Source organism: Streptomyces sp. NPDC004435, assembly GCF_042873895.1.
GTDB lineage: Bacteria > Actinomycetota > Actinomycetes > Streptomycetales > Streptomycetaceae > Streptomyces.
Map to the genome: position 1 here is coordinate 115337 of NZ_JBIAMB010000024.1, position 26211 is coordinate 141547.

Consider the following 26211-nt stretch of genomic DNA (forward strand, 5'->3'; position numbering starts at 1 on the left):
CGTCCGCGTCAGGTGATGTCGTCGTAGCCGCCGGTGCGGTGGGCCCGTGCCCCGTCGGTGTCACCGCCGGCCTGCTCGGGCAGGGCGCGGGCGGTGGGGACGGGGTCGAGGGCGCCGACGGGCTCGGGGGTGTGGTCGAGCACCGATGCCTCGTCGTCGGAGAGCTCGGCGTCGGGGTTGCGGCGGGCCCGGCGCCGGTCGTTCAGCAGGGAGAAGCCGACGGCGATGAAGTACAGGACGATGATCGGTCCGGCGAGGGCGATCATGCCGAGGGGGTCCGTGGACGGGGTGGCGACGGCTCCGAAGACGAAGGTGCCCATCACCATGGCCCGCCACCAGCCGGCCATCCGCTTGCCGGTGACCACGCCGGTGAGGTTGAGCATGATCAGCAGCAGGGGCAGCTCGAAGGCGAGGCCGAAGACGAGCACCATCCTGGTGGTGAAGTCCAGGAGGTCGTCGAGGGAGAGGAAGTTGGAGGCGACCTCGGGGGTGATGCTGATGAGGACCCGGATGCTCACCGGCATGATCAGGTACGCCGTGTAGGCGCCGGCCGCGAAGAGGGGGACGGCGATGGCGGCGAACCAGTAGGTGTACTTCTTCTCGCTCTTGTGCAGGCCGGGCGCGATGAAGGCCCAGAGCTGGTAGAGCCAGACCGGGCTGGACGCGATGAGGCCGGCCAGCATGACCACCTTCACCGTGGAGGTGAAGGGGGAGAGCATGGTCTGGTAGGCGAGGACGACGCAGCGACCGCCGGTGTTGTCCGCGACGGAGCTGTTCGGGGCGCACTTCGGCACGGGGGACGAAAGGAAATCCATCAGCTGCTGACTGAAGAACACCGCCACCACTGAGGCGACGACGATCGCCAGCATCGCCTTGGCCAGGCGATTGCGCAGCTCGCGGAGGTGATCGGCGAGAGGCATGCGCCCCTCGGGATCCTTCTCCTTGTTCATGCGGGCAGACTTCGGCAACCCACGTCCTCATCTCGTGCGGGCAGGCCGCTGGGCGGCGTACGTGCGGGGCGAACGGTGCGGCGCTGGGCGGAGCGGGTCAGCGCTGGGTGGAGTCCGACGCCTCGGTCACGGGACGGCCGCCGGTGACGTCGCCGGGGGCGGCCTTGATGGTGCGCTGGGCGGCGGGGGCGGCCTGGTCGGCCGGGGCCGCCGGGGCCTCGGCGGGGGTGGCGGCGTCCTGGTTCTCCGACTTCATGGCCTTGGCCTCGCTCTTCAGGATGCGGGCCGACTTGCCGAGGGAGCGGGCCATCTCCGGGAGCTTCTTGGCGCCGAAGAGGAGCACGACGACCAGCAGGATGAGGCTGATCTCAAGGGGACCGATCTGACGGAACATGGCTGGTCTCTCTTCTCACCGAGGCGGCTTGGGGTGCGTGCCCGGCCGGTCGGACATGCGTCCGGCCACCGCGCTGTCTGCGATCGTAACCCGCAGGAGTAAACGTCGGGCAATGCCCGTGCATACTCCCGATTGCGTCCGTGGAGCCCTGATCTGGGGTGATCAGGGCAGCCTAGGGCAGTGGAATCAGGGCAGGGAACGGCTGGTTCGGGCCAGTCCGGTGGCGGCGTTCTCCAGGTCGTCGGCGGCGCGCTGGATGCGCTGTGTGGTGACGGCCACTTGACGGCCGAGCCGCCGGACCTCCAGGAAGACCTTGACGGCGAGGACGCCGAGGACGGCGAGACCGAGGAAGCCGAGGGCGATCGCGAGCATGGGCCAGAGCATGTGCCGAGCCTAGTCCGTGGGGTGAGGGGCGGGGTTCGGGCGGTGGCGCGGAGAGCGAAGGTGCGGCTCCTTCGGCCGTGGCGCGGGGGCCGAGGGTGCGGCTCCTTCGGCCGTGGGCACGGAGGCCGAGGGTGCGGTTCCTTGCGGCGATGCGGAGACCGAGGTCGCGGTTCAGGCGGTGGTGTGGAGGCGGAGGGTGCGGACGCCGCCGCCGGTGAGCAGTTCGACGATGCGTTCGCCGGCGGGTTTGCGAACGGCGCTGCCGCACTCGGGGCACGTGAAGGAGTAGAAGGTGGTGCGGTGGCTGGCTCCGATGGCCAGACGCAGGGCGCCCGCGGCGAGTTCGAAGCGGCAGCGGCAGTCGGGGCAGGCGGCCTTGAAGAGGACCGGAGTCACCGACAGACCGGGCATCATGGACATATCCCTCAACTCTCCCTGTCTCGAATCCCCTGGCCCTCCCCGGCGCCCGCCCCGCGCGGCGCCGTCCGAGGACGGTTCACACGCTCTCGTACGCCGCCAGCGCGGCGGCCGCCGCGGCGCGGGCGCTCTCCGCGAGACCGGTCGGCGAGACGATCCGCCCGTCGCTGCCGAGCCGCAGCGCGAGCCGCTTCAGCGAGGCCGGGTCGGGGGTGCGCAGGGTGATCCTCAGACAGCCGTCGGGCAGTTCCTCGGCCCGGTCGTGCGGGTAGTACTCGGCGACCCAGCGCCCGCCGGGTCCGACCTCGACCACCACCTCGGGGTCGTCGGCCGAGGGCTGGACCAGTCCCTCGGACAGGTCCCGCAGTTCCAGCTCCGGCGGCGCGGCGGCCTCCTCCAGGATCCGGATCTCGGCCACCCGGTCGAGGCGGAAGGTGCGGCGCGCCTCGGAGAGGCGGCACCACGCCTCCATGTAGGTGTGACCGACGGCGAAGAGGCGGATGGGGTCGACCTCGCGCTCGGTGAGCTCGTCGCGGGCGGGCGAGTAGTAGCGCACCCAGAGCCGCTTGCGCTCGGAGATGGCCCGGTCGACCTCGGCGAAGACGCCGCCCTCGGACTCGAAGGTGACCGAGAGGCGGGCGCTGGCGCCGGCGGCCTCGCCCGCGGCGGCCTCCAGCTTCGCGGTGGCACGCAGGAGCGCGTCCCGGTCGCCCTCGCGCAGTCCGGGCAGGGTGGCGACGGCCCGAGCGGCGACGAGCAGCGCGGTGGCCTCGTCGGCGGCGAGCCGGAGGGGCTCGGCGACATCGTCCGGGTTGTGCCACCAGATCCGGTCGCCGTCGGTGTCGATGTCGAGGAGGTCGCCGCCCCGGAAGCTGGTGCCGCACATGGGCAGCACGTCGAGGTCGGAGATCAGCTCGTCCTCGGTGATGCCGAAGGCGCGGGCCACGTCGGCGACGTGGGCGCCGGGGCGCTCGCGGAGGTAGGTGACGAGGGAGAGCATCCGCCTCGTCTGGTCGATCGCGTTGGCAGCCATGCGGTTCGTGTCCCCCTCAGCCCTTGGCGACGGCGCGCAGCCGCTCTACCACGTCGGCACGCAGGTCGGCCGGTTCCAGTACGACGACGTCGGGGCCGAACTCGACGAGCCAGGCGTCGAGGCCGTGCCCGTACGGGATCTCCAGCTCGTCCCAGCCGTCGGAGCCCTCGCGCACCTCGACGGCGCGCGCCCGCAGCGGGTAGCCGCAGCCGGTCCGGAGGCGGATCCGGGCGGAGCGGGTGGCGGTCTCTCCCGCCCAGCTCTCCACGGTCTCGCGGACGGTGACGGCGTCGGGCACGGGCGCGGTGAAGGCGCCGGCCCGGGAGCGGACCTTGCCGGTGATGCGGGAGAGGCGGAAGACGCGCTCGGCGCCGCGGTCGCGGTCCCAGCCCGCCAGGTACCAGTGGCCGCGCCAGCACTCCAGCGTCCAGGGCTCGACGTGGCGGGGCTCGGGGCGGGCGGCGTTGGCCTTGCGGTAATCGAAGACCACGGGGCGCCGGTCGCGGCAGGCGAGCATCAGCGGCTCGAAGGCGGCCTCGTGGACCGGGATCCGGGTTTCGAGGGCGCTGGGCTGGATCTCGTACGTGTCCTCGGCCTCGGGCATGCCGGCGGCGCGCAGCTTCTGGAGGGCGCCGCTGGCGGCTCCGGCGAGGCGGGCCTGCTGCCAGACCCGGGCGGCGAGGCCGAGCGCGGCGGCCTCCTCGGCGTCCAGGGTGATGGGCGGGAGGCGGTTGGAGTCGCGGCGGGCGAGGTAGCCGGTCTCGCCGTCGAGGTTCTCGACGGTCTCGATGACGAGGCCGAGCTCGCGGAGGTCGTCCTTGTCCCGCTCGAACATGCGGTTGAAGGCCTCGTCCCCGCTGGCCTCCAGATACGCCTCGATGGAGCCGCGCAGTTCGCGCTTGCTGAGCGCGCGGCGCGTCCCGAGCAGGCACAGCGCGAGATTCATGAGCCGCTCGGCCTTGGCAATCGCCATGGACGCCCTGCACCCTCTTCCCCGGTTCCGTTCTCGGACGTCCGACCGTACCGCCCCGGGGTCTCCGGACAAAAGCCGAGGGCCCCCGCCGCGGAGGCGGGGGCCCTCGGTCGGGCTGGTGCGGCCGGTCAGGCCTTCTTCACGCCGACGAGGTCGCAGACGAAGATCAGCGTCTCGCCGGGGCCGATCTTGGCGCCGGCGCCCTGGTCGCCGTAGGCGAGGTGCGGGGGGATGATCAGCTGGCGGCGGCCGCCGACCTTCATGCCCTGGACGCCCTTGTCCCAGCCCTTGATGACCATGCCGACACCGAGCGGGAACTCGAGCGGGGTGCCGCGGTTCCAGGAGGCGTCGAACTCCTCGCCGGAGTCGAAGGAGACACCGACGTAGTGGACGTTGACCGTGTCACCGGCTTCGGCGGTGTCGCCGTCGCCCGACCAGATGTCCTTGATCTCCAGGTCGGCCGGCGGCTCGCCGCCCGGGAAGTCGACCTCGGGCTTCTCGATGCTCACTGCAGTGTGCTCCTCAAACGGGTGTGACCGCGCGGACGATGGTCCGTGCGACCCGGACAACCTACCGTGCGGCGGGCCGGATCGCGCGGGAACCCGCTATCGCTTGGCGAGGATGTCGACGGTGAAGACCAGGGTGGCGTTCGGCGGGACCTTGCCCTGGCCCTTGTCGCCGTAGCCGTCGGCCGGCGGGACGACGAGGAGCACCCGGCTGCCGACCTTCTTGCCGTCCAGGCCCTTGGTCCAGCCGGGGATGACGCCGGAGAGGGGGAAGGTGGCCGGGGCGCCGCGCTCGTAGGAGCTGTCGAACGGCGTGCCGTTCCAGAGCACACCCTGGTACTGGACGGTCAGGGTGTCGGTGGCCTTCACGGCCTCGCCCTTGCCCTCGATGACGTAGTTCGAGACCAGCGTCTTCGGCGCGTCGGTCTTCGGCACGGTCAGCGAGGGGGCCTTGCCGTCGGTGTTGGTGCCGACCTTGGGCAGGTCCTTGTTCTCCTGGGCCACGTCGGTGCCCTCGGCGGACTTCGGGATGGTGGTCGCCTTCAGGATGTCCACGACGAAGACGAGGGTGGCGCCGCCCTTGATGCTCGGCGGGGAGCCCTGCTCGCCGTAGCCGAGCTCCGGCGGGATGCCGATCTCGACGCGGCTGCCGACCTTCTGGCCCTTCAGACCCTGGTCCCAGCCCTTGATGACCTCTCCGGCACCGAGCGTGACCGTGAAGGGCTCGCCGCGGTCGAAGCTGTTGTCGAAGGGGGTCGTCGAGTCCCAGGTCTGACCGAGGTAGTTGACCTGGAGGGCGTCGCCGTCCTTGGTGACCGGGCCGTCGCCCTCGCTGATCACGTTGACCTTGAGCTCCTTGGGCGGGTCGCCCTCGCCCTTGGACAGGGTCGGCTTCTCGCCGAACTTCTCGCCCGCGGTGATGGCGGGCAGCCCGTTGGTCATCGAGGCGTTATCGGAGCCCTTGGTTTCGTTGCCGCACGCCGCTGTGGAGAGCAGCAGCAGCGGGACGACGAGAAGGCCGGCAAGTCGGCGCACGTGTTCCTCAGATCTCAGACGGCACAGTAGTTGTCCGGACACTCTAGGGGACCCGGCTGTGACGTCCAGGGCCCCGCGCGTCGCACGCGCGGGGCCCCGACCTGCTCTTGTGATCGTCCTACATACCGGCGATCAGCTTCTCCACCCTGTCGTCGACCGAGCGGAACGGGTCCTTGCACAGGACCGTCCGCTGCGCCTGGTCGTTGAGCTTGAGGTGGACCCAGTCGACGGTGAAGTCCCGGCGCTGCTCCTGGGCGCGGCGGATGAAGTCGCCGCGGAGCCGGGCCCGGGTGGTCTGCGGGGGCACGGACTTGCCCTCGAAGATCTTCACGTCGTTGCAGATCCGCGCCGCCTGCCCGTTCTTCTGGAGCAGGTAGTAGAGCCCGCGGCGGCGGTGGATGTCGTGGTAGGCGAGGTCTATCTGGGCGACCCGCGGATTCGACATGGTCATGTTGTGCTTGGCGCGGTAGCGCTCGATGAGCTTGTACTTCATCACCCAGTCGATCTCCGTCTGGATGCGGTCCAGCTCCTCCTGCTCGATGGCGTCGAGCGTGCGGCCCCACAGTTCCAGGACCTGGGCGATCGTGCCGGAGCGGATGCCGCGGCGGTCGACGAAGTCGGACGCCTTGTCGAAGTACTCGCGCTGCACCTCCAGCGCGGACGCCTCGCGGCCGCTGGCCAGGCGCACCTTGCGCTGGCCGGTGATGTCGTGGCTGACCTCGCGGATGGCCCGGATCGGGTTCTCCAGGGTCAGGTCGCGCATCACCGTGCCGGCCTCGATCATGCGCAGCACGAGGTCGGTGGCGCCGACCTTGAGGAGCATGGTCGTCTCCGACATGTTCGAGTCGCCGACGATGACGTGGAGCCTGCGGTAGCGCTCGGCGTCGGCGTGCGGCTCGTCCCGGGTGTTGATGATGGGCCGGGAGCGGGTGGTGGCGGAGCTGACGCCCTCCCAGATGTGCTCGGCGCGCTGGGAGACGCAGTAGACGGCGCCGCGCGGGGTCTGGAGCACCTTGCCCGCGCCGCAGATCAGCTGACGCGTGACCAGGAACGGGATGAGGATGTCCGCGAGGCGGGAGAACTCTCCGTGGCGGGCGACGAGATAGTTCTCGTGGCAGCCGTAGGAGTTTCCGGCGGAGTCGGTGTTGTTCTTGAAGAGATAGACGTCGCCCGCGATTCCCTCCTCGTGCAGGCGGCGTTCGGCGTCCACGAGAAGACCTTCGAGAATGCGCTCGCCTGCCTTGTCGTGGGTGACGAGTTCGATCACGTCGTCGCATTCCGGTGTGGCGTATTCCGGATGCGAACCCACGTCGAGGTACAGGCGGGCGCCGTTCCGCAGGAAGACGTTGCTGCTGCGGCCCCATGACACGACTCGGCGGAAGAGGTACCGCGCCACTTCGTCAGGTGACAGTCGGCGCTGTCCCCTGAACGTGCACGTGACGCCGTACTCGTTCTCCAGCCCGAAAATGCGGCGGTCCATGTCTGAACATTACGCCTGACGGCGTGTGCTGAAACCGGGTTGAGCGTTCCCGTTCCGATCATTTTCCGATCAGAGGGCGTTCTTTTCGCTGTGCGCGGGGGCGACGGCGCCCCCGCTCGCGGCGTGTCGCGTCCGGCGGCCGGGCGCGTCGGGATCGTTCAGGACCCGGCCGGTGGCGAGCAGCACCAGCAGAGCCGCGAGGCCGCCCGCCCCGGCCACGGCGAACCCGGCGACGGTTCCGGAGAGTTCGACGGCGGGTCCCGCGGCGGCCGAGCCGAGGGCCGCGCCGACGCCGAAGGTGGTGACCAGCCAGGAGAACGCCTCGGTGACGGTGCCGGCCGGGGCGTGCCGGTCCACCACGATGAACGCGCAGGCGAGGACGGGGGCCAGGAAGACGCCGGCGAGGGCCGAGAGCGCGGCCATGGCGACCGGTCCCGGGGTGAGCGTCAGGGGCAGGTAGCAGAGCGCGAGGAGGGCGACCAGGACGCGCAGCCGGCGCTCGGGCGCTCCGGCCCACTGCCGCGCTCCGTAGAGGACGCCGCCGAGGAGCGCGCCGAGGCCGAGGGCGGCCATCAGCCAGCCGTAGACGGACGGGGTGCCGCGGTCGTCGGCGTAGGCGACGGCGGCCACCGTGATGGAGCCGAGGGCGAGCCCGACGAAGAAGAAGGAGCCCAGCAGGGCGAGCAGCCCGCGCGAGCGCAGCGCACCGAGCCAGTGGGCCTCGCGGGGTGCGGAGCGCCAGGCCCTGGACGGCTCGGAGAGGACCACGGAGAGCGCCCCGAGGACCCCGAGGAGGTTGATGACGAGGAGGGCGGCGGCGGGCGACTGCAGGGCGACGAGGAGGGTCACCAGGAGCGGCCCGACGGTGAACATGACCTCCTGCGCGACCGCGTCGAGGGCGTACGCGCGGTGGATCCGGTCCTCGCGGCCGAGGACGCTGGGCCAGAGCGCCCGCAGGCCGCCCTCCAGGGGCGGGGTGAAGAATCCGGCGAGGACGACGGCGGCGTAGGCGAGCGGGAGGTTGCCTATGCCGACGAGGGCGAAGAGGGCCATGCCGAGGGCGGAGAGGACCGCGGCGGGGAGCTGGACCCGCGGCTGGCCCTTGAGGTCGACGGCGCGGCCGAGGAGCGGCTGCCCGAGGGCGTTGGCGACGCCGTACGCGGCGACGAGGCCGCCCGCGAGGGTGTAGCCGCCGCCCTGGTCGCGGACGAAGAGGGTCATGGCCACGGGGCCGGTGCCGTTGGGCAGCCGGCCGACCAGGGTGCCGGTGAGCAGGCGGAGCGCGTGCGGCGCCCGCAGGATGTCGCGGTAGCCGCCGTGTGCCGTGGCCTCGGTGGCCATGCGGGTCTCCCCTCCGTCGGCTCACGCCGAGGTTTTACGTATAACTTCCATCGTCATACGTACCATGGCGACGTGACGCGGGTCCACCCCGCGCCCGCGCACCACCGACCAGCGCCCCACCGACAGCGTCCGACGCGGAGGCCCCGTGCAGACCACCGAAACCCCCGGCGCCCCGCGTCCGACCAGCAGGGACGTGGCCCGGGTGGCGGGCGTCTCGCAGGCCACCGTCTCCCTCGTCCTCGGCGACAAGTGGCGGGGCCGCGTGTCGGAGCGCACGGCCGGCACCGTCCGGGACGCCGCCCGCGAGCTCGGCTACCGGCCCAACCTCGCCGCCCGCAATCTGCGCCTGGGCCGCACTCGTACCGCCCTGCTCGTGGTGCCGGCGCTCACCAACGAGTTCTTCGCGCACGTCTACACCGGCGCGGCGGCGGTCGCCGCCGAGCACGGCTTCGGCGTCGTCCTCTACCCCTCCCCCGACGGCGTCGGCCCCGCCCGCGACCCCTTCGCCTCGGCCCAGGCGGCCCTGGACGGCGTGCTGGCCTCCTCCATGGCCACCGAGGCCCTGGACGCCTTCCGCGGCAGTGACCTGCCGCTCGTGATGCTCGACAGCGACCCGGCGGGCGCCGGCGCCGCTGCCCGCGTCAACCTCGACGTCGCCGAGGGCATGCGGCTGGTCACCGCCCATCTCCTCGGCCTCGGCCACCGCCGCTTCCTGCACCTGGCGTCGGCGGCCCCGTCGTGGACCTTCGACGTCCGGGCCGCGGCACTCGCGCACGCCCTGCGGGACGCGGAGGTCCGCACCGTACGGTCGCCGCTCACCGTCGCGGCGGCACGGGAGACGGCCGGAGCGGCCCTCGCCGCGCCCGGTCCCCGCCCCACGGCGGTGATCTGCGACGACGACATCCTCGCGGCCGGCGTCTGCAAGGCCGCGCACCGGCTCGGCCTGCGCGTCCCGGAGGACCTGTCGGTCACCGGCTTCGACGACATGGCCCTGGCCACGGCGGTCGAGCCGGAGCTGACCACGGTCCGCCTGCCCGCCGAGGAGTTCGGGCGCCGGGGCATGGAGGCGCTGCTCGCCGTCCTGGCGGGCGAACCGGCCCGCTCGGACGTCCTCCCCGTCGAGCTGGTCCCGCGCGGCTCCACCGGCCCGGCACCGGCCGTCTGAGCCCTTCACGCGCGCAGGGGCCCGATCCACCAGGATCGGGCCCCTGCGCGCGTACGGGCTCGTCTACTCCTCGGACACCTCGTCCGAGGGCTCGTCCGTCTTCGCCAGGGCCGCGTTGTCCGCCTCCAGGAGACGCACCAGCTGCCGGCCGACGATCCGCTTGAACTTGCGCTGCTGCGGACGGGTCCGGTCCAGGACCGCCACCTCGAGACGCTCGGCGGGGATCTCCCGCTCCGTGCCGTTGGTGTCCCGGGAGAGCGCCTGCACGGCCAGCTTCAAGGCCTCCGCGAGCGACATGCCGTCCCGGTGCCGCTGGTCCAGGAAGGAGCTGATCTGCTCCGCGTTGCCGCCCACCGCGACCGAGCCGTGCTCGTCCACGATGGAGCCGTCGTGCGGCAGCCGGTAGATCTGGTCGCCGGACGGCTCGGTGCCGACCTCGGCGACGACCAGCTCCACCTCGTACGGCTTCTCGCCGGCGCTGGAGAAGATGGTGCCCAGCGTCTGCGCGTAGACGTTCGCCAGGCCGCGCGCGGTGACGTCGTCCCGGTCGTAGGTGTAGCCGCGCAGGTCGGCGTAGCGGACGCCGCCGATGCGCAGGTTCTCGTACTCGTTGTACTTGCCCGCGGCGGCGAAGCCGATGCGGTCGTAGATCTCGCTGAACTTGTGCAGGGCGCGGGACGGGTTCTCGCCGACGAAGACGATGCCGTCGGCGTACTGGAGGACCACGAGGCTGCGGCCGCGCGCGATGCCCTTGCGGGCGTACTCCGCGCGGTCGGCCATGGCCTGCTGGGGTGAGACGTAGAACGGTGTGGACACCGGCGCTCGTCCCTTTCTTCTGGGCTGTGAGGGGGCGGCGTGAGGATCAGAGCAGGGCGGCGCGCGGTCCGTCCGGCTGCTCCAGACGCCGCTCGGTGATCGAACGGGCGAGTTCGGAGGACTCGGCCTCGGAGAGCCTGCGGAAGCCCTCGTCGGTGATGACGGTGACGATCGGGAAGATGCGGCGGGCCAGGTCCGGGCCGCCGGTCGCCGAGTCGTCGTCCGCGGCGTCGTACAGCGCCTGCACGACCAGGGTGGTCGCCTGCTGCTCGGTGAGGTCCTCGCGGTACAGCTTCTTCATGGAGCCGCGGGCGAAGATCGAACCCGAGCCGGTGGCGGCGTAGCCGTGCTCCTCGGAGCGGCCGCCGGTGACGTCGTACGAGAAGATCCGGCCCTTCTCGCGCCCCTCGTCCCAGCCGGCGAAGAGCGGGACGACGGCGAGGCCCTGCATGGCCATGCCGAGGTTGCTCCGGATCATGGTGGAGAGGCGGTTCGCCTTGCCCTCCAGGGAGAGCGTGGCGCCTTCCACCTTCTCGAAGTGCTCCAGCTCCAGCTGGAAGAGCTTGACCATCTCGACGGCGAGGCCCGCGGTGCCGGCGATGCCGACCGCGGAGTACTCGTCCGCCGGGAACACCTTCTCGATGTCCCGCTGGGCGATCATGTTGCCCATGGTGGCCCGCCGGTCACCCGCGAGCACCACGCCCCCCGGGAAGGTGGCGGCCACGATGGTCGTGCCGTGCGGCGCCTCAACGATCCCGTCCGGCAGCTTCCGGTTGCCCGGCAGCATCTGCGGCGAGTGGTCGCCGAGGAAGTCCATGAACGAGGAGGAGCCCGGCGTCAGGAAGGCCGCCGGCAGACGCCCGATACTACGAGGGTTGGCTTCCACGCGATTCCTTCCGGGTGGCTGAGAAGGGCCCGCCCCTTGGCTCGCGCGGGCCGATCTTGATTGCTGTGTACGGACCATACCCGTGCGTCGACGTGTCATCCGTCCCCGGGCCCACGGCTTCTCCACGGGCTCCGGGGACGGGAACGACAGGTGCGGAGCGGCTACTCGCCGCCCTTTTGCACGAAGCTCCGAACGAAGTCCTCGGCGTTCTCTTCCAAGACGTCGTCGATCTCGTCGAGGACGGAATCCACGTCTTCGCTCAGCTTCTCCTGGCGCTCCTGGAGGTCGGAGCTCGCCTCCGTGGTGGTCTCCTCGACCTCCTCCGTGGAACGCGTCGCCTTCTGCTGTCCGCCGCCGGTGTCCTTGGTCGCCATATCCCTCACCCCGCTCGAATCGGCCCGCTCGGTTGAGTCCGTTACAAGATCAGACCCTACAATCCGGGTCCGACTTCGGCCTCATGATTTCCTGGTTTCTCTCCCGTATCCGGGCGCTGATCCCATCATTCCCAGCGCCCACCCGTTTCAGGCCCCTGCCCGGGCGCGGAAATCATCCGCCCGAAAGAACCCGGACCAGCTCCTCCGCGGTGCGGCAGCGGTCCAGCAGGCCGCCCACATGGGCCTTGGTGCCGCGCAGCGGCTCCATGGTCGGGACCCGCTGGAGCGAGTCGCGGCCCGGCAGATCGAAGATCACCGAGTCCCAGGAGGCCGCGGCGACGTCGTCGGCGTACTGCTCCAGGCACCGGCCCCGGAAATAGGCCCTGGTGTCCTCCGGAGGCGCCGTCTCGGCCCGCTCCACCTCGGTCTCGTCCAGGAGCCGCTTCATGCGCCCCCGGGCCACCAGACGGTTGTACAGGCCCTTGTCGGGGCGTACGTCCGCGTACTGGAGGTCCACCAGGTGCAGCCGGGCGGCGTCCCAGTCGAGGCCGTCGCGGCGCCGGTACCCCTCCATGAGCTCCCGCTTGGCGACCCAGTCCAGCTCGCCGGCGAGGCTCATCGGGTCGTTCTCCAGCCGGCCCAGCGTGTCCTCCCAGCGGGCCAGGACGTCCTTGGTCTGCTCGTCGGCGTCCGCGCCGTACCGCTCGTCCACGTACTTCCTGGCCAGCTCGAAGTACTCCATCTGGAGCTGGACGGCGGTGAGCGTCCGGCCGCTGCGCAGCGTGACGAGGTACTGGAGCGTGGGGTCGTGGGAGACGTGGTGGAGGGTGCGGACGGGCTGGTCGACGGCGAGGTCGACGGTGATGAAGCCGTCCTCGATCATGGAGAGCACGAGGGCGGTGGTGCCCAGCTTGAGGTAGGTGGAGATCTCGGAGAGGTTGGCGTCCCCGATGATCACGTGCAGCCGGCGGTACTTCTCCGCGTCGGCGTGCGGTTCGTCGCGGGTGTTGATGATGGGCCGCTTGAGGGTGGTCTCCAGGCCGACCTCGACCTCGAAGTAGTCGGCGCGCTGGCTGATCTGGAAGCCGTTCTCGCGCCCGTCCTGCCCGATGCCGACCCGGCCGGCGCCGGTGACGACCTGGCGGGAGACGAAGAAGGGCGTCAGGTGGCGCACGATGTCCGAGAAGGGGGTCTCCCGCTTCATCAGGTAGTTCTCGTGCGTGCCGTAGGAGGCGCCCTTGTTGTCGGTGTTGTTCTTGTAGAGGTGGATCGGCTGGGCGCCGGGGAGCTGCGCGGCGCGCTCGGCCGCCTCGGCCATGATCCGCTCGCCGGCCTTGTCCCAGAGGACGGCGTCGCGCGGGTTGGTGACCTCGGGGGCGCTGTACTCGGGGTGGGCGTGGTCCACGTAGAGCCGGGCGCCGTTGGTGAGGATGACGTTGGCGAGGCCGATGTCCTCGTCGGTGAGCTGGCTGGAGTCGGCGGCCTCGCGGGCGAGGTCGAAGCCGCGGGCGTCCCGCAGCGGGTTCTCCTCCTCGAAGTCCCAGCGGGCGCGACGCGCCCGGTGCATCGCCGCGGCGTAGGCGTTGACGATCTGGGACGAGGTGAGCATGGCATTGGCGTTCGGGTGACCGGGGACGGAGATCCCGTACTCCGTCTCGATGCCCATTACTCGCCGTACGGTCATGCGGCCCTCCTTGCCCGGCGGCGCTCAGTGCGCGACTCGGCGGTACCGAAGAGCCTAGAGCGGCTCCGCGCTGGTGGGGAGATCACTTGCGGTATTTCCCGGAGAGTGGCCGGGAGTTTTCCGGTGCGAATGCGACGGCTGCGGATGCCCGGTTTCCGGACATCCGCAGCCGGTGTGCGCTTCTACAGGTACTGGCCGGTGTTGGCGACCGTGTCGATGGAGCGTCCGGTGTCCGCGCCCTGCTTTCCGGTGACGAGGGTGCGGATGAAGACGATCCGCTCGCCCTTCTTTCCGGAGATGCGGGCCCAGTCGTCGGGGTTGGTGGTGTTGGGCAGGTCCTCGTTCTCCTTGAACTCGTCCACGCATGCCTGGAGGAGGTGGGAGACGCGGATGCCCTTCTGGTTGTGGTCGAGGAATGCCTTGATGGCCATCTTCTTGGCCCGGTCGACGATGTTCTGGATCATCGCGCCGGAGTTGAAGTCCTTGAAGTACAGGACTTCCTTGTCACCGTTGGCGTACGTGACTTCGAGGAAGCGGTTCTCCTCGGATTCGGCGTACATCTGCTCGACGACGGACTGGATCATTCCGTTGGCGGCGGCGGCCTTGGAGCCGCTGTGCTCGGAGACGTCGTCCGTGTGGAGCGGAAGGTTGGCGGTGAGGTACTTCGCGAAGATGTCCTTCGCGGCCTCGGCGTCCGGGCGCTCGATCTTGATCTTCACGTCGAGCCGGCCGGGGCGGAGGATCGCGGGGTCGATCATGTCCTCGCGGTTGGAGGCGCCGATCACGATCACGTTCTCCAGGCCCTCGACGCCGTCGATCTCGGCGAGGAGCTGGGGGACGATGGTGTTCTCGACGTCGGAGCTGACGCCGGATCCGCGGGTGCGGAAGAGCGATTCCATCTCGTCGAAGAAGACGATGACGGGGGTGCCCTCGCTGGCCTTCTCACGGGCCCGCTGGAAGACCAGGCGGATGTGCCGCTCGGTCTCGCCGACGTACTTGTTGAGGAGCTCGGGGCCCTTGATGTTGAGGAAGTAGGACTTCCCCGCGGGCTGGCCGGTGACCTCGGCGACCTTCTTGGCCAGGGAGTTCGCGACGGCCTTGGCGATGAGCGTCTTGCCGCAGCCGGGCGGCCCGTAGAGCAGGATGCCCTTGGGCGGCCGCAGTTCGTGCTCCTTGAAGAGGTCGGGGTAGAGGTACGGGAGCTCGACCGCGTCGCGGATCAGCTCGATCTGGTTGCCCAGACCGCCGATCTTCTCGTAGTCGACGTCCGGGACCTCTTCGAGGACGAGCTCCTCGACCTCGCTCTTGGGCACGACCTCGTACACGTAGCCCGACCGGGAGTCGAAGAGCAGGGCGTCGCCGGCGCGGATGGTGACGTCCAGCAGAGGCTCGGCGAGCCTCACCACCCGCTCCTCGTCGGTGTGCCCGACCACCAGGGCGCGCTCGCCGTCCTCAAGGATCTCCTTGAGGGTGACGATCTCCCCGGCGCGCTCGAACTCCATGGCCTCGACCACGTTGAGCGCCTCGTTGAGCATGACTTCCTGGCCGCGCCGGAGCTCTTCGAGCTCGACGCTGGGGCTCACGTTCACCCGGAGCTTGCGGCCCCCGGTGATGATGTCGCACGTGCCGTCCTCGTTCGCCTGCAGGAAGACACCGAAGCCGGCCGGCGGCTGCGCGAGCCGGTCGACCTCCTCCTTGAGGGCCACGATCTGGTCGCGTGCCTCACGGAGCGTGTTCGCCAGCCTTTCGTTCTGCCCGGACACGCCGGCCAGGTTCGTCTGCAGCTCGACGATCCGCTCTTCGAGAATCCTCGTGTGTCGCGGAGAGTCGGCGAGCTTGCGGCGCAGGACGGCGATTTCCTGCTCGAGATAGGCAACCTGGCCGGCGGGGTCTTCAGACCCCCGCCCCGGCCGGATGCCGCGGTTGATGTCGTCGTCGTGGGCTGCCACGGTCCTCACCTCCTCCAAGGGGAGCTGGACGCATCCTGACCCTACCTGCGTGGGTGATGATTGAAACCCCTAGATCAAAAAGACTCCGGGGCGTGTCCGATCTTCACCCTTGCGCTTCCCCTCTCGCCAGGGGAATACCCACCCTTCACGCTCTGAAAGCGGGCAGTTGTATCGTCGTGAGGGGTCAACACCCGCGGGTCGCGGCCTCAATTGTCCGCGCGGAGCAGAAACGGCAGAAGAGATGAGCGTGCAGCACGAGGCGCCGGCCGAAGGGGCCGAGGAGCCCCTGGAGGTCTGGATCGATCAGGACCTGTGCACCGGGGACGGGATCTGCGCGCAGTACGCCCCCGAGGTCTTCGAGCTCGACATCGACGGGCTCGCTTATGTGAAGAGCGCGGACGACGAGCTGCTCCAGGACGCGGGGGCGACGACACCGGTGCCGCTGCCGCTGCTCCAGGACGTGGTGGACTCGGCGAAGGAGTGCCCGGGCGACTGCATCCATGTGCGGCGGGTCCGGGACCGGGTCGAGGTGTTCGGCCCCGACGCGGAGTAGGTCAGACGCCGCGCGCCTCCGCGCCGGTGGTGCGGACGAAGGCGCCGCCGGTCCACTCCCAGCCGACCTGCTCCTTCTCGTCGGGGCAGCAGCTGGGCACGTCCGCGGACGAGTAGCCGAGCAGGGTGGCGCGGGCGGCTCCGTCGCGGATCGCGAGGCCGGTGACGCTGCGCTGCTCGCTCGGGTCGACGAGGGTGGCCACCACGCGCGCGGGGGGCGTGCCGCCGCGGCCGAGGGTGAGGACGTACAGGCCGGCGGGCGGGGTTCCGGATCCGGCTTCGCAGTGTACGACCGCAACGGTCTCGGGGTTCTTGTCGCCGTCCAGGTCGCCGCTGACCCGCTGGACGACCCGGTGGTCCGCTCCCCCGCACCGAAGGGGGTAGACGGCCGTCTCGGGGTCGGGGGCGGCGGCCGGGCCCGGGGCCTGCGGGGCGGGTGCGGCGGTGGCGGTGGCGCGGCCGGCCTCGGCGGTGCGGGGCGCGAGGGCGCCGGCGAGGGCGACGACCGCGGCGGTCGCGGTGGCGGTGGCCAGCCAGTGCAGCGGCCGGGCGTGGGTGTGTGCGAGGTCCACGGGGTCCGGGGCGGCGGAGGGCTGCACGCGAGACGTCTCCTGTGAGGGTCGTGCCGAGGGGTTGCGGGCATCGTGCCACACGTCACAGGACGGCGGAACAGCCGGGGGGCTCGAACAGGGGTGCCGAACGCGGCGACGCCGCCGCCCGGTTCCCCGCGGTGCGGGGTCATGTGCGGCGGCGTCGGCCGGTGTGCTGTCGGGGTGTCAGCCCTTGTTGGGGCCGTCGTAGTCCTCGCCGTAGGCGCCCTTGGCGGGGCGGCGGCGGCGCATCGGGGGCTCCACGCCGTCCGCGAGGCGGCGGGCGGTGACGAGGAAGCCGGTGTGGCCGATCATGCGGTGATCGGGGCGGACGGCCAGGCCCTCGACGTGCCAGTTGCGGATCATGGATTCCCAGGGCTGCGGCTCGGCGTAGCAGCCGATCTCCCGGATGGACTCCACGGTGCGGGCGAGCTGGGTGGTGGTGGCCACGTAGCAGCAGAGGATGCCGCCGGGGACGAGCGACTTGGAGACGGCCTCCAGGCACTCCCACGGGGCGAGCATGTCGAGGATGACCCGGTCGACGTCGGTGTCGGTCAGGTTGTCCTGGAGGTCGCCGACGGTCAGCTGCCAGGCCGGGTGGGGGCCGCCGAAGTAGCGCTCGACGTTGCCCTTCGCGATCTCGGCGAAGTCCTCGCGGCGCTCGTAGGAGTGCAGCATGCCGCTGTCGCCGATGGCGCGGAGCAGGAAGCTGCTGAGCGAGCCGGAACCCACGCCGGCCTCCACGACGCGCGCGCCGGGGAAGATGTCGGCGAAGGCGAGGATCTGTCCCGCGTCCTTCGGGTAGACCACGGCGGCGCCGCGGGGCATGGACAGGACGTAGTCGGGGAGCAGGGGGCGCAGCGCGAGGTAGGCCACGTTTCCGGTGGTGCGGACAACGCTGCCCTCGGGAGCGCCGATCAGCTCGTCGTGCGGGAAGGAACCCTTGTGGGTGTGGAAGTTCTTTCCCTCTTCGAGCGTGAACGTGTAGTGGCGGCCCTTGGGGTCGGTCAGCTGAACCTGGTCCCCGACCTTGAAGGGCCCGCGTCGGCGGGCGGCACCGGTCGGTTCGGACATGTGAACAAGAGTACCGGGCTTACGAGGAGGGTCGTGCCATGGCCTTCACGAAGGCGCGCTCGACGTCCGTGGTGGCGAGGACGCCGTAGATCTCGCCGGTCTCCTCGACGACGAGGTACTCGGTGGCGGGGGTGGCGCGGAGGTGGTCGAGCAGGGGCTGGCCGGTGAGTTCGGCGGGGACCCGCATGCCGGGGTTGAGGTCCTGGGCGAGGGTGGTGACGGCGACCCAGGGGCGGCGGTGCTGGGGGACGGCGGCGATGGCGGCCTCGCGGACGATGCCGGTGGGACCGCCGGTGCCGTCGACGACGACGAGGGCGCGGGCGCCGGCCTCGTTGGCGCGGCGGAGGGCCTCGGAGAGGGGGGTGTCGGGTTCGACGGGGATGGCGCGGCGGGTGAGGGCGCGGGCGCGGAGGTCGGGAAGGTGTTCGCGGAGGCGGGCCATGCGGAGGCTGTTGCCGGCGCCGGTCCAGATGATGGCGGCCAGGATGGCGGCGAGGAGGGCGTCGGTGACGGTGGTGAAGCCGTCGATGGCGGCGGTGGAGTTGCCGAGCCAGCCGGTGCGGGTGAGGAGGGGGAGGCCGATGAGGACGGTGATGGCGAGGGCGCGGCCGACCCAGGCGGCGGCGACGGTGCCGCTCATGGGCTTGCCGGTGATCTTCCAGACGACGGCGCGGAGCATCCGGCCGCCGTCGAGGGGGAGGCCGGGGAGGAGGTTGAAGATCGCGACGATGAGGTTGGAGATCATCAGGCCGGCGAGGAGGACGCCGGGCACGGTGCCGGGTTCGACGGTGTGCATGGCGAGGTAGAAGAGGCCGGCGAGGACGAGGGAGAGGAGCGGGCCGACGAAGGCGAGGACGAATTCGCGGCCGGGGGTCTCGGACTCCTTCTCGATCTCGGAGACGCCGCCGAAGAACTGGAGCTGGATGCGCCGCACCGGGAGCTTGAAGCGGAGGGCGGCGATGGTGTGGGCGAGCTCGTGGACGAGGACGGAGGCGTAGAAGGCGACGGCGAAGAAGAGGGAGACGAGGTAGCGGGCGGCGCCGAGTTCGGGGAGGACCCGCTCGATCTGGTCGCCGAAGACCCAGGTGATGAGGGCGGCGACGAGGAACCAGCTGGGGGCGACGTAGACGGGCACGCCGAAGGGCCGGCCCATGAGGATCCCGCCGCCGGGTTCCTCGGTCCGCTGCGGCTTGGGCTCGTCCTGGTTCACGGGTTCCTCTCGTCGCCGGGTGACCGCGCCGGTGCGTCACGGGTCGATCATGCAGCGCGACGGGTCATGCGTCGATGGTATGCGGCTCGCTGTCGGTGGCGGGCCGTAGGGTCTGTGTCATGAGTACGAGCGAGCGGCTCCCGGAGGGGCCCCGGGCGCCGATGTCGCTGTCGCCGTCGCGGGCGAGCGACTTCATGCAGTGTCCCCTGTTGTACCGGTTCCGGGTGATCGACCGGCTGCCCGAGAAGCCGAGTGCCGCGGCGACGCGGGGGACGCTGGTGCACGCGGTGCTGGAGCGGCTCTTCGACGATCCGGCGGTGGAGCGGACGGCGCCGCGGGCGAAGGCGATGATCCCGGGCCAGTGGGACCGGCTGCTGGAGTCGCGGCCGGAGCTGGGCGAGCTGTTCGCGGACGATCCGGCGGGCGAGCGGCTGGGGCAGTGGCTGGCGGAGGCCGAGGCTCTGGTGGAGCGGTGGTTCACGCTGGAGGATCCGGTGCGTCTCGAGCCCGCGGAGCGCGAGCTGTTCGTGGAGGCGGAGCTGGAGTCGGGGCTGCGGCTGCGCGGGGTGATCGACCGGGTGGACGTGGCGCCGACGGGCGAGGTGCGGATCGTCGACTACAAGACGGGGAAGGCGCCGCGGCCGGAGTACAGCGAGGGCGCGCTGTTCCAGATGACGTTCTACGCGCTGGTGGTGTGGCGGCTGAAGGGGGTGATCCCCCGGCGGCTGCAGCTGGTCTATCTGGGCAGCGGTGACGTGCTGACGTACGACCCGGTGGAGGCGGACCTGCGGCGGGTGGAGCGGAAGCTGCACGCGCTGTGGGACGCGATCCGGTCGGCGACGGAGACGGGTGACTGGCGGCCGCGGCCGACGAAGCTGTGCGGCTGGTGCGATCACCGGGCGGTGTGTCCCGAGTTCGGGGGGACTCCCCCGGTGTATCCGCTGGAGATCGTTTCCGCGCGCCCGCCGGAGTCGGGCGAAGGGGCGCAGGGCAGAATGGGCGGGGACCGGCCCGCCTCGTGAAGGAGCCCCTGTGACGATTCGCGTCCTCCTGGTGGACGACCAGCCGCTGCTGCGCACCGGCTTCCGGATGATTCTGGAGGCGGAGCAGGACCTCACGGTGGTGGGCGAGGCCGGTGACGGTCTGCAGGCGCTGGACCAGGTGCGGGCGCTCCAGCCGGACGTGGTGCTGATGGACATCCGGATGCCGCGGATGGACGGGGTGGAGGCGACCCGGCAGATCACCGGCCCCGGCCGGGACGGGCCGGCGAAGGTGCTGGTGCTGACCACCTTCGACCTGGACGAGTACGTGGTGGAGGCGCTGCGCGCGGGGGCGAGCGGCTTCCTGCTGAAGGACGCCCCGGCGAACGAGCTGGTGCAGGCGATCCGGGTGGTGGCGGCGGGCGAGGCGATGCTGGCGCCGTCGATCACGAGGCGGCTGCTCGACAAGTACTCGGCGCATCTGCCGACCGGTGAGGAGCAGGTGCCGGACACCCTGGGCACGCTGACCGACCGCGAGGTGGAGGTGCTGAAGCTGGTGGCCCGCGGCCTGTCGAACGCGGAGATCGCGGCGGATCTGTTCGTCAGCGAGACGACGGTGAAGACGCATGTGGGCCATGTGCTGACGAAGCTGGGGCTGCGCGACCGGGTGCAGGCGGCGGTGTACGCGTACGAGAGCGGTCTGGTGCGTCCGGGCGGCAACGGCCAGTAGCGGAGCAGGTGGTACGCGGAAGGGCCCGGTGCGTTCGGCGTGCACCGGGCCCTTCCGCGTACCCGTGGGGGTCAGCTCTTGCGGATCTCCCAGAAGCGGAAGACCGTCGAGGCGTCGAGGGTCCATTCGAGACCGGTGACGCCGTCGCGGGTGACGGCGTACTGCTTGCCCTGCCAGAGCGGGAGGAAGGGGACCTCCTCGGCGACGGCGTCCTGGATGGCGCCGTACTCCTCGTCGGTGGCGGAGCGGTCGGCGGTGGCGGCGGTCTTCGGCAGGAGGGTGCCGGTGATCTTCTTGTTCTCGTAGTGGTTGGAGAGGACGTTGCCCTCGCCGAAGAAGGGGGCGGTGAAGTTGTCGGCGTCGGGGTAGTCGGGGACCCAGCCCTTGACGTACACGCCGTACTTGCCGGCGGCGATGTCCTTCTCGTACTGCTCGAAGGCGACGGACTTCACGTCGGCGTCGAAGAGGCCGCTGGCGTTGAGCTGGCCGGCGATGGCCTTGAGCTCGGCGTCGGTGGAGGGGCCGTAGCGGCTGGGGGTGGACCAGAGGGTGAGGGTGACCTTGCCCTTGACGCCGGCGCTGCGGAGGGCCTTCTTGGCCTTGGCGGCGTCGGGGGCGCCGTAGGTGTCGAAGAAGGCGGTGTTGTGGCCGTTGATGCCGGCCGGGACGATCGAGTAGAGCGGCGTCGCCGTCGACTTGTAGACGTCCTCGACGAGGGCGTCGCGGTCGACGAGGTGGGCTATCGCCTTGCGGACGGCGGGCTTGCCGGCGACGGGGTCCTTCATGTTGAAGACGAGGTGCTGGACCTCGGCGCTGCCGCCCTGGACGATCTGGACGGCGTGGTCCTCGGTGGAGGTCTCCAGCTCGGAGATGTCGGCGGCGGACAGGCCCCGGTAGGCGATGTCGAGGTCGCCGGCCTTGAACGCCTGGGCGAGGGCGGTGCGGTCGCCCTGGTAGAGCTTGAGGGCGACGCGGTCGTTGCGGCGCTCGGCGGTGCCCTGGTAGCCGGTGTTGGCCGAGAAGACGGCCTCGGTGTCGCTGAGGGAGTCCAGCTTGTACGGGCCGGAGCCGACGGCCTTGCCGTCGGTGCGGAGGCCGTCGGCGGGGTACTCGCGGTGGTCGACGATGGAGCCGGCGCCGGAGGCGATCTTGCTGGGGAAGGTGGCGTCCGGGACCTTGAGGCGGAAGACGACGGTCCGCTCGTCGGGGGTCTCGATGGCGTCGATGGTGGAGAGCAGCGGTGCCGGGCCGGACGGGTCGGCGATCTTCAGGGCGCGCTCGAAGGAGAACTTGACGTCCTCGGAGGTGAGCGGGTTGCCGTTGGAGAACTTCAGGCCGGGGCGGAGGGTGCAGGTGTAGACGGTGCTGCGGTCGTCGAAGCCGCACTGTTCGGCGGCTTCGGGCTCGGGCAGGGTGCCGCCCTTGGGGAAGGCGAGGAGGGACTGGAAGACGTTGTTGAACAGCAGCCAGGAGCCGGGGTCGTAGCCGGCGGCCGGGTCGGTCGCCAGGATCTCGTCGGACATGCCGACGCGGATCGCGTCGGCGCTGTCCGAGCCCGAACCCTGTTCGGTGCCGCAGCCGCCGAGGAGGGCGGCGGAGAGGCCCGCGGCGAGCGGGGCGGTCAGCCACTTGTGGTGCGTCTTCACAGAACTTGCCTCGTGATCTCTTGCCAGGCCGGCCGCGCGTGGCTGCGCGGCCGGTACAACGAAGGGGTCAGGCGGTGGTGCCGCGGCTCAGCTCCCAGAGCAGCAGGTCGGAGGACGTGTTGAGGGCGTACTCGACTCCGTTGATGTCGTCCCTGGCGGCGACGTACTGCTTGCCCTGCCAGAGCGGCAGGACGGGCACGTCCCGGGCGACGATCTTCTGGATCTGCTGGTAGAGGGGGCCTGCGGCGGTGCGGTCGGCCTCGCGGCGGGAGCTCGGGATGAGCCGCTCGCGGACCGTCCTGTCGACGTAGGGGGTGCCGAGGAAGTTGTCGCTGTCGAGGAAGGGCGCGACGTAGTTGTCGGGGTCCGGGTAGTCGGGGAACCAGCCGAGGCCGTAGACGGCGTAGTCGCCGCGGCGCTGGGCGGGGCGGAACTCGGACCAGGCGGTGCCCTTGACGGTGACGTCGAAGAGTTCGCTGGCGATGAGCTGGTTCTTCAGCGTCGCGAACTCCTGGGCGGTCTCGGCGCCGTAGTGGTCGGTGGTGTAGTGGAGGGTGAGCTTGACCGGGGTCTTGACGCCGGCCTTGCGCAGGAGGGCGGCGGCGCGGTCGCGGTCGCCCTCGCCGTACTCCTCGTAGAAGGGGGTGGTGTGGCCCGTGATGCTGGAGGGGATCAGCGAGTAGAGCGGCTCGGCGGTGGGACCGTAGACCCGGTTGACGAGGGCGCCGCGGTCGACGACGGCGGCCATGGCCTGGCGGACGGCCTTCTCCTCGACGGCCGGGGCCTTGGTGTTGAAGCCGAGGTAGCGGATCTCCAGGCCGGGGACCTCGGAGACGCGGATGCCCTCGCTCGGGGTCTCGGTGAGGTCGCGGATCTGCCGCTGGGAGAGGGAGCGGGCCATCATGTCGATGTCCTTGCCCTCCAGGGCCTCGCCCATGGCGTCGGCGTCGGCGTAGGCGCGGAGCTCGACCTGCTCGTTGCGGGGGTCGATGTCGCCCTTGTAGCGGGGGTTGCGGGAGAAGACGAAGCGGACGGCCTGGTCGCCTTCCTGCTCGGCCTTGAGGGTGTACGGGCCGGACCCGTCCACCTCGAAGCCCTCGCGGAGGGCGTCGGCGGCGTACTTGTCCTTGCTGAGGATGCCGGCGACGGGGGTGGAGAGCTTGTACGGGAAGGTGGCGTCGGGGGCGTTGAGGTGGAAGACGACCTCGCGGTCGCCCTTGGTCTCGACGGTGTCGACGGTCGACAGGAGGGCGGCGGCGCCGTTGTCGGACTTGATCTTCCGTACCCGGTCGATGGAGTACTTGACGTCCTCGGCGGTGACGGGGGTGCCGTCGGCGAAGGTGAGGCCGGGGCGCAGGACGCAGCGGTAGCTCTCGCTGACCTTGTCGGTGAATCCGCAGCTCTCGGCGGCCTCGGGGACGGGGTGGCCGCCGCCGCGGGGGACGTGGACGAGGGTCTGGACGGTCTGGCGGAGGACGTTCCAGGCGCCGGTGTCGTAGGCGTAGGCCGGGTCGAGGGGGGCGGGGGCCTCCTCGGTGGCGACGAACTTGTCGGTGGTTCCGACGACGATGGCTCTGCCGTCCTCTCCCGTGCCGCAGGCGGCGAGCAGCGGGGCGAGCAGTCCGGCGACGGCCGGCAGCACCAAGGTCTTGCGGTTCATCAAGGGTCGTTCTCCTCAGCCGGCCTGGGGTACAGCGGTCATGACGAGACTCCGCCGACGGCCGCCCGGTCGGGGCGGGAGCGATCGGGCCGGGAAGTTGCGATCGGTCCTGTGTTCTCGGCGACTTGGGTATGCGCCGGCGCACGCGGTGATAGCGGCGAAGTACTCGCGAAAGATTAGTGGGCGGCGTCGCTATTGCCGGACGGGGTGGCCGGTGGGCAGTAATCGCAGAGTGATCATGAATACGGCGACTTCGATAGTCATGCAGGGTGCGAGGCGGGCGGTACCGAGCGAATCGGGACACATAGGTGCGGCAGATGTTCGCATTCCGGGCGTTGAACGAGGTCAGGCCACCCCTCGGCGAGCACGCTGGGTGACCAAGGTCACGCGACTGCGACGCGAGGGGTGGCCTGAACCAATTGCACGGAAGACGTGCGGGGGCGAGCGGGAGAGCGTCACGGAAGACGGCCTCGGTGAATACCCGGGGTAATCCTCAGGGAAAGCTCAAATTCGACGGGGATTCCGCTCAGATTCCGGAGACGAGGGTCCTCAGGAACGGCACGTCCACTTCTTCGAGGGAGCGGACCACGACCCGGCCGGGCAGGGCGGGGATCGGCGCGACGGAGGGCACGGCGACGACCCGGCAGCCGGCCGCCTCGGCGGCGGCCACGCCGGTGGCGGTGTCCTCGATGACGGCACAGAGGGCGGGGTCGGCGCCGACGCCGCGGGCGGCGGTCAGGTACGGCTCCGGGTGCGGCTTGGTACGGGCGACCTCGTCGCCGGCGACGGTGAGGTGGAAGCGGTCACGGCCGACGGACTCCAGGACGCGGTCGATGATCCGCCGGTGGGAGGCGGAGACGAGGGCGGTGGGGATGGAGTGCCGGGCCAGTTCGGTGAGCAGCCGCTCGGCGCCGGGCATGAGGGGGACGCCACGGTCGATGCGCTGCTCGAACTTGTCGTTGAGCAGGACGGTGAGCTCGCCGAGGGTGATGTCGGCGCCGGTCGACTCGATCAGGTAGCCCGCGCTCCGGGTCATGGGGCCGCCGACGACGATGTCCCGCCATGCTTCGTCGAGCCGGTGTCCGAGGTCGGCGAAGACCTCGACCTCGGCGTCCCACCAGAAGCCCTCGGTGTCGACGAGGGTCCCGTCCATGTCGAGGAAGACCGCCTGCAGGGCGGAGCTTCCGTTGGCGCGGAACAGGGACGCGGGGACCGTACTGGTCATCCGGCACACCTCCATGGAGGGACGGAAAGGCCGGCCCCCACTCCCGGTACGGGGAGGAGGACCGGCCTGCACTGGACCGACCAGTGTACGTCCCGATCTCCGCCGGCGCTGATATTTGCCGTCCGGCTTCAGCGCGCGGTCATCGGTCGGTCACCGGGCGTTGAAGTACTTCGCCTCCGGGTGGTGGATGACGATGGCGTCGGTGGACTGCTCGGGGTGGAGCTGGAACTCCTCCGAGAGGTGCACGCCGATCCGCTCCGGCCGGAGGAGTTCGGCGATCTTGGCGCGGTCCTCCAGGTCGGGGCAGGCGCCGTATCCGAGGGAGAAGCGGGCGCCGCGGTACTTGAGGGCGAACATGTCCTCGACGGCCTCCGGGTCCTCGCCGGCGAAGCCCAGCTCGGCGCGCACCCGGGCGTGCCAGTACTCGGCCAGCGCTTCCGCCAACTGCACGGAGAGGCCGTGGAGTTCGAGGTAGTCGCGGTAGGAGTCGGCGGCGAAGAGTTCGGCGGTGGCCTCGCCGATCCTGGAGCCGACGGTGACGACCTGGAGGCCGACGACGTCGGTCTCGCCGGACTCCTCGGGGCGGAAGAAGTCGGCGAGGCACAGGCGGCGGCCGCGGCGCTGGCGGGGGAAGGTGAAGCGGGTCCGCTCGTTGCCCGAGTCGTCGAGGATGATCAGGTCGTCGCCCTTGGAGACGCACGGGAAGTAGCCGTGGACGACGGCCGCCTCCAGCAGGTTCTCGGTGTGCAGGCGCTCCAGCCAGCCGCGCAGCCGCGGCCGGCCCTCGCTCTCCACCAGCTCCTCGTACGACGGCCCGTCACCGGCCCGGTTCTGCTTGAGTCCCCACTGGCCCTTGAAGAGCGCGTCCTCGTCGAGCCAGGACGCGTAGTCCTTGAGCGGGATGCCCTTGACGACGCGGGTGTCCCAGAAGGGCGGGGTGGGGACGGGGTTGTCGACGGCGACGTCGGAGCGGCCGCCGGGCTCGGGCTCCTCGACCCGGAGGACGGCGGTGCCCTTGGCGACCCGGCGCTGCTTCAGTTCGGGGAGTACGGCCCCGGGGATGCCGCGCTTCACCGCGATCAGGGCGTCCATGAGGCGCAGGCCCTCGAAGGCGTCGCGGGCGTAGCGGACCTCGCCCTGGTAGATCTCGTGGAGGT

General features: G+C 70.8%; 26 protein-coding genes. 4 read left to right on the forward strand and 22 right to left on the reverse strand.

Features of this window, described 5'->3' with window-relative positions:
- Window positions 1-8: 8 nt before the first annotated feature.
- The 10 genes from tatC to ACFYT9_RS33520 all read right to left on the reverse strand — a co-directional run bounded on the left by tatC (window position 9) and on the right by ACFYT9_RS33520 (window position 8513).
- The gene (tatC, locus tag ACFYT9_RS33475) at window positions 9-920 is read right to left on the reverse strand and encodes a twin-arginine translocase subunit TatC (RefSeq protein WP_389169719.1); all 912 of its coding nucleotides are present in this window, start codon (window positions 918-920) and stop codon (window positions 9-11) included.
- 127 nt (window positions 921-1047) lie between these two features.
- On the reverse strand, window positions 1048-1344 hold the full coding sequence (gene tatA / locus ACFYT9_RS33480) for a Sec-independent protein translocase subunit TatA (protein ID WP_376601662.1): 297 nt from the start codon (window positions 1342-1344) through the stop codon (window positions 1048-1050).
- A gap of 186 nt (window positions 1345-1530) precedes the next feature.
- A complete protein-coding gene (locus ACFYT9_RS33485) occupies window positions 1531-1728 on the reverse strand; it encodes a hypothetical protein (RefSeq protein ID WP_376601661.1) in 198 nt (65 codons plus the stop codon).
- A gap of 171 nt (window positions 1729-1899) precedes the next feature.
- Entirely contained in the window at window positions 1900-2148 is a 249-nt protein-coding gene (locus ACFYT9_RS33490; protein WP_387270681.1) for a hypothetical protein, read from the reverse strand.
- A gap of 76 nt (window positions 2149-2224) precedes the next feature.
- Window positions 2225-3178 carry a helix-turn-helix transcriptional regulator gene (locus tag ACFYT9_RS33495; RefSeq protein WP_376601658.1) on the reverse strand — a complete coding sequence of 318 codons (954 nt, stop codon included), beginning with the start codon at window positions 3176-3178 and terminating at the stop codon, window positions 2225-2227.
- A 16-nt stretch (window positions 3179-3194) separates the two neighbouring features.
- On the reverse strand, window positions 3195-4151 hold the full coding sequence (locus tag ACFYT9_RS33500) for a helix-turn-helix transcriptional regulator (protein ID WP_387270682.1): 957 nt from the start codon (window positions 4149-4151) through the stop codon (window positions 3195-3197).
- Between the two features lie 128 nt (window positions 4152-4279).
- Window positions 4280-4660: an FKBP-type peptidyl-prolyl cis-trans isomerase gene (locus ACFYT9_RS33505; protein ID WP_376604101.1), complete on the reverse strand. Its 381-nt coding sequence runs from the start codon at window positions 4658-4660 to the stop codon at window positions 4280-4282.
- A gap of 96 nt (window positions 4661-4756) precedes the next feature.
- On the reverse strand, window positions 4757-5692 hold the full coding sequence (locus ACFYT9_RS33510; RefSeq protein ID WP_387270683.1) for an FKBP-type peptidyl-prolyl cis-trans isomerase: 936 nt from the start codon (window positions 5690-5692) through the stop codon (window positions 4757-4759).
- A gap of 118 nt (window positions 5693-5810) precedes the next feature.
- Window positions 5811-7172, reverse strand: coding sequence for a Pup--protein ligase (gene pafA / locus ACFYT9_RS33515; RefSeq protein WP_376604105.1), 1362 nt, complete (start codon window positions 7170-7172; stop codon window positions 5811-5813).
- A gap of 69 nt (window positions 7173-7241) precedes the next feature.
- Window positions 7242-8513, reverse strand: coding sequence for an MFS transporter (locus ACFYT9_RS33520; RefSeq protein ID WP_387280609.1), 1272 nt, complete (start codon window positions 8511-8513; stop codon window positions 7242-7244).
- 145 nt (window positions 8514-8658) lie between these two features.
- Between ACFYT9_RS33520 and ACFYT9_RS33525 the strand changes: the two genes are divergently transcribed.
- Window positions 8659-9678 carry a LacI family DNA-binding transcriptional regulator gene (locus ACFYT9_RS33525; RefSeq protein WP_389169688.1) on the forward strand — a complete coding sequence of 340 codons (1020 nt, stop codon included), beginning with the start codon at window positions 8659-8661 and terminating at the stop codon, window positions 9676-9678.
- A 63-nt stretch (window positions 9679-9741) separates the two neighbouring features.
- On the opposite strand, the gene prcA is transcribed toward ACFYT9_RS33525, so the two are convergent.
- The 5 genes from prcA to arc all read right to left on the reverse strand — a co-directional run bounded on the left by prcA (window position 9742) and on the right by arc (window position 15387).
- A complete protein-coding gene (prcA, locus tag ACFYT9_RS33530) occupies window positions 9742-10494 on the reverse strand; it encodes a proteasome subunit alpha (protein WP_376603061.1) in 753 nt (250 codons plus the stop codon).
- A 46-nt stretch (window positions 10495-10540) separates the two neighbouring features.
- On the reverse strand, window positions 10541-11380 hold the full coding sequence (prcB, locus tag ACFYT9_RS33535; RefSeq protein ID WP_387280118.1) for a proteasome subunit beta: 840 nt from the start codon (window positions 11378-11380) through the stop codon (window positions 10541-10543).
- A 161-nt stretch (window positions 11381-11541) separates the two neighbouring features.
- On the reverse strand, window positions 11542-11754 hold the full coding sequence (locus ACFYT9_RS33540; protein ID WP_030213091.1) for a ubiquitin-like protein Pup: 213 nt from the start codon (window positions 11752-11754) through the stop codon (window positions 11542-11544).
- Between the two features lie 172 nt (window positions 11755-11926).
- A complete protein-coding gene (gene dop / locus ACFYT9_RS33545; RefSeq protein ID WP_376603063.1) occupies window positions 11927-13438 on the reverse strand; it encodes a depupylase/deamidase Dop in 1512 nt (503 codons plus the stop codon).
- Between the two features lie 182 nt (window positions 13439-13620).
- Entirely contained in the window at window positions 13621-15387 is a 1767-nt protein-coding gene (gene arc, locus ACFYT9_RS33550; RefSeq protein ID WP_376603064.1) for a proteasome ATPase, read from the reverse strand.
- A 241-nt stretch (window positions 15388-15628) separates the two neighbouring features.
- Here arc and ACFYT9_RS33555 point away from each other — a divergent pair, with 241 nt between their 5' ends.
- Window positions 15629-15940 carry a ferredoxin gene (locus tag ACFYT9_RS33555; RefSeq protein WP_376603065.1) on the forward strand — a complete coding sequence of 104 codons (312 nt, stop codon included), beginning with the start codon at window positions 15629-15631 and terminating at the stop codon, window positions 15938-15940.
- A 1-nt stretch (window position 15941) separates the two neighbouring features.
- On the opposite strand, the gene ACFYT9_RS33560 is transcribed toward ACFYT9_RS33555, so the two are convergent.
- The 3 genes from ACFYT9_RS33560 to ACFYT9_RS33570 form a co-directional block, all read right to left on the reverse strand.
- A complete protein-coding gene (locus tag ACFYT9_RS33560) occupies window positions 15942-16538 on the reverse strand; it encodes a hypothetical protein (protein ID WP_389169694.1) in 597 nt (198 codons plus the stop codon).
- 177 nt (window positions 16539-16715) lie between these two features.
- Complete coding sequence (locus tag ACFYT9_RS33565) at window positions 16716-17603, reverse strand: tRNA (adenine-N1)-methyltransferase (RefSeq protein ID WP_031013975.1); 888 nt, start codon at window positions 17601-17603, stop codon at window positions 16716-16718.
- A gap of 19 nt (window positions 17604-17622) precedes the next feature.
- On the reverse strand, window positions 17623-18756 hold the full coding sequence (locus tag ACFYT9_RS33570) for a site-2 protease family protein (protein WP_376605086.1): 1134 nt from the start codon (window positions 18754-18756) through the stop codon (window positions 17623-17625).
- A gap of 176 nt (window positions 18757-18932) precedes the next feature.
- On the opposite strand from ACFYT9_RS33570, the gene ACFYT9_RS33575 reads away from it, so the two are divergent.
- Window positions 18933-19835 (forward strand): RecB family exonuclease, encoded by a 903-nt coding sequence (locus tag ACFYT9_RS33575; RefSeq protein WP_389169697.1) that lies wholly within the window; start codon window positions 18933-18935, stop codon window positions 19833-19835.
- Between the two features lie 10 nt (window positions 19836-19845).
- The gene (locus tag ACFYT9_RS33580) at window positions 19846-20523 is read left to right on the forward strand and encodes a response regulator (protein ID WP_376605082.1); all 678 of its coding nucleotides are present in this window, start codon (window positions 19846-19848) and stop codon (window positions 20521-20523) included.
- Between the two features lie 71 nt (window positions 20524-20594).
- On the opposite strand, the gene ACFYT9_RS33585 is transcribed toward ACFYT9_RS33580, so the two are convergent.
- The 4 genes from ACFYT9_RS33585 to ACFYT9_RS33600 all read right to left on the reverse strand — a co-directional run.
- Window positions 20595-22169 carry an ABC transporter substrate-binding protein gene (locus tag ACFYT9_RS33585; RefSeq protein WP_389169700.1) on the reverse strand — a complete coding sequence of 525 codons (1575 nt, stop codon included), beginning with the start codon at window positions 22167-22169 and terminating at the stop codon, window positions 20595-20597.
- A 67-nt stretch (window positions 22170-22236) separates the two neighbouring features.
- Window positions 22237-23829: an ABC transporter substrate-binding protein gene (locus tag ACFYT9_RS33590; protein WP_389169703.1), complete on the reverse strand. Its 1593-nt coding sequence runs from the start codon at window positions 23827-23829 to the stop codon at window positions 22237-22239.
- Window positions 23830-24355: 526 nt separating this feature from the next.
- Window positions 24356-25054, reverse strand: a complete 699-nt coding sequence (locus ACFYT9_RS33595) for an HAD family hydrolase (protein WP_376601365.1) — start codon at window positions 25052-25054, stop codon at window positions 24356-24358.
- Window positions 25055-25204: 150 nt separating this feature from the next.
- Window positions 25205-26211 (reverse strand): vitamin B12 dependent-methionine synthase activation domain-containing protein (locus ACFYT9_RS33600; RefSeq protein ID WP_389169707.1); only part of this gene is annotated, 1007 nt, incomplete at its 5' end.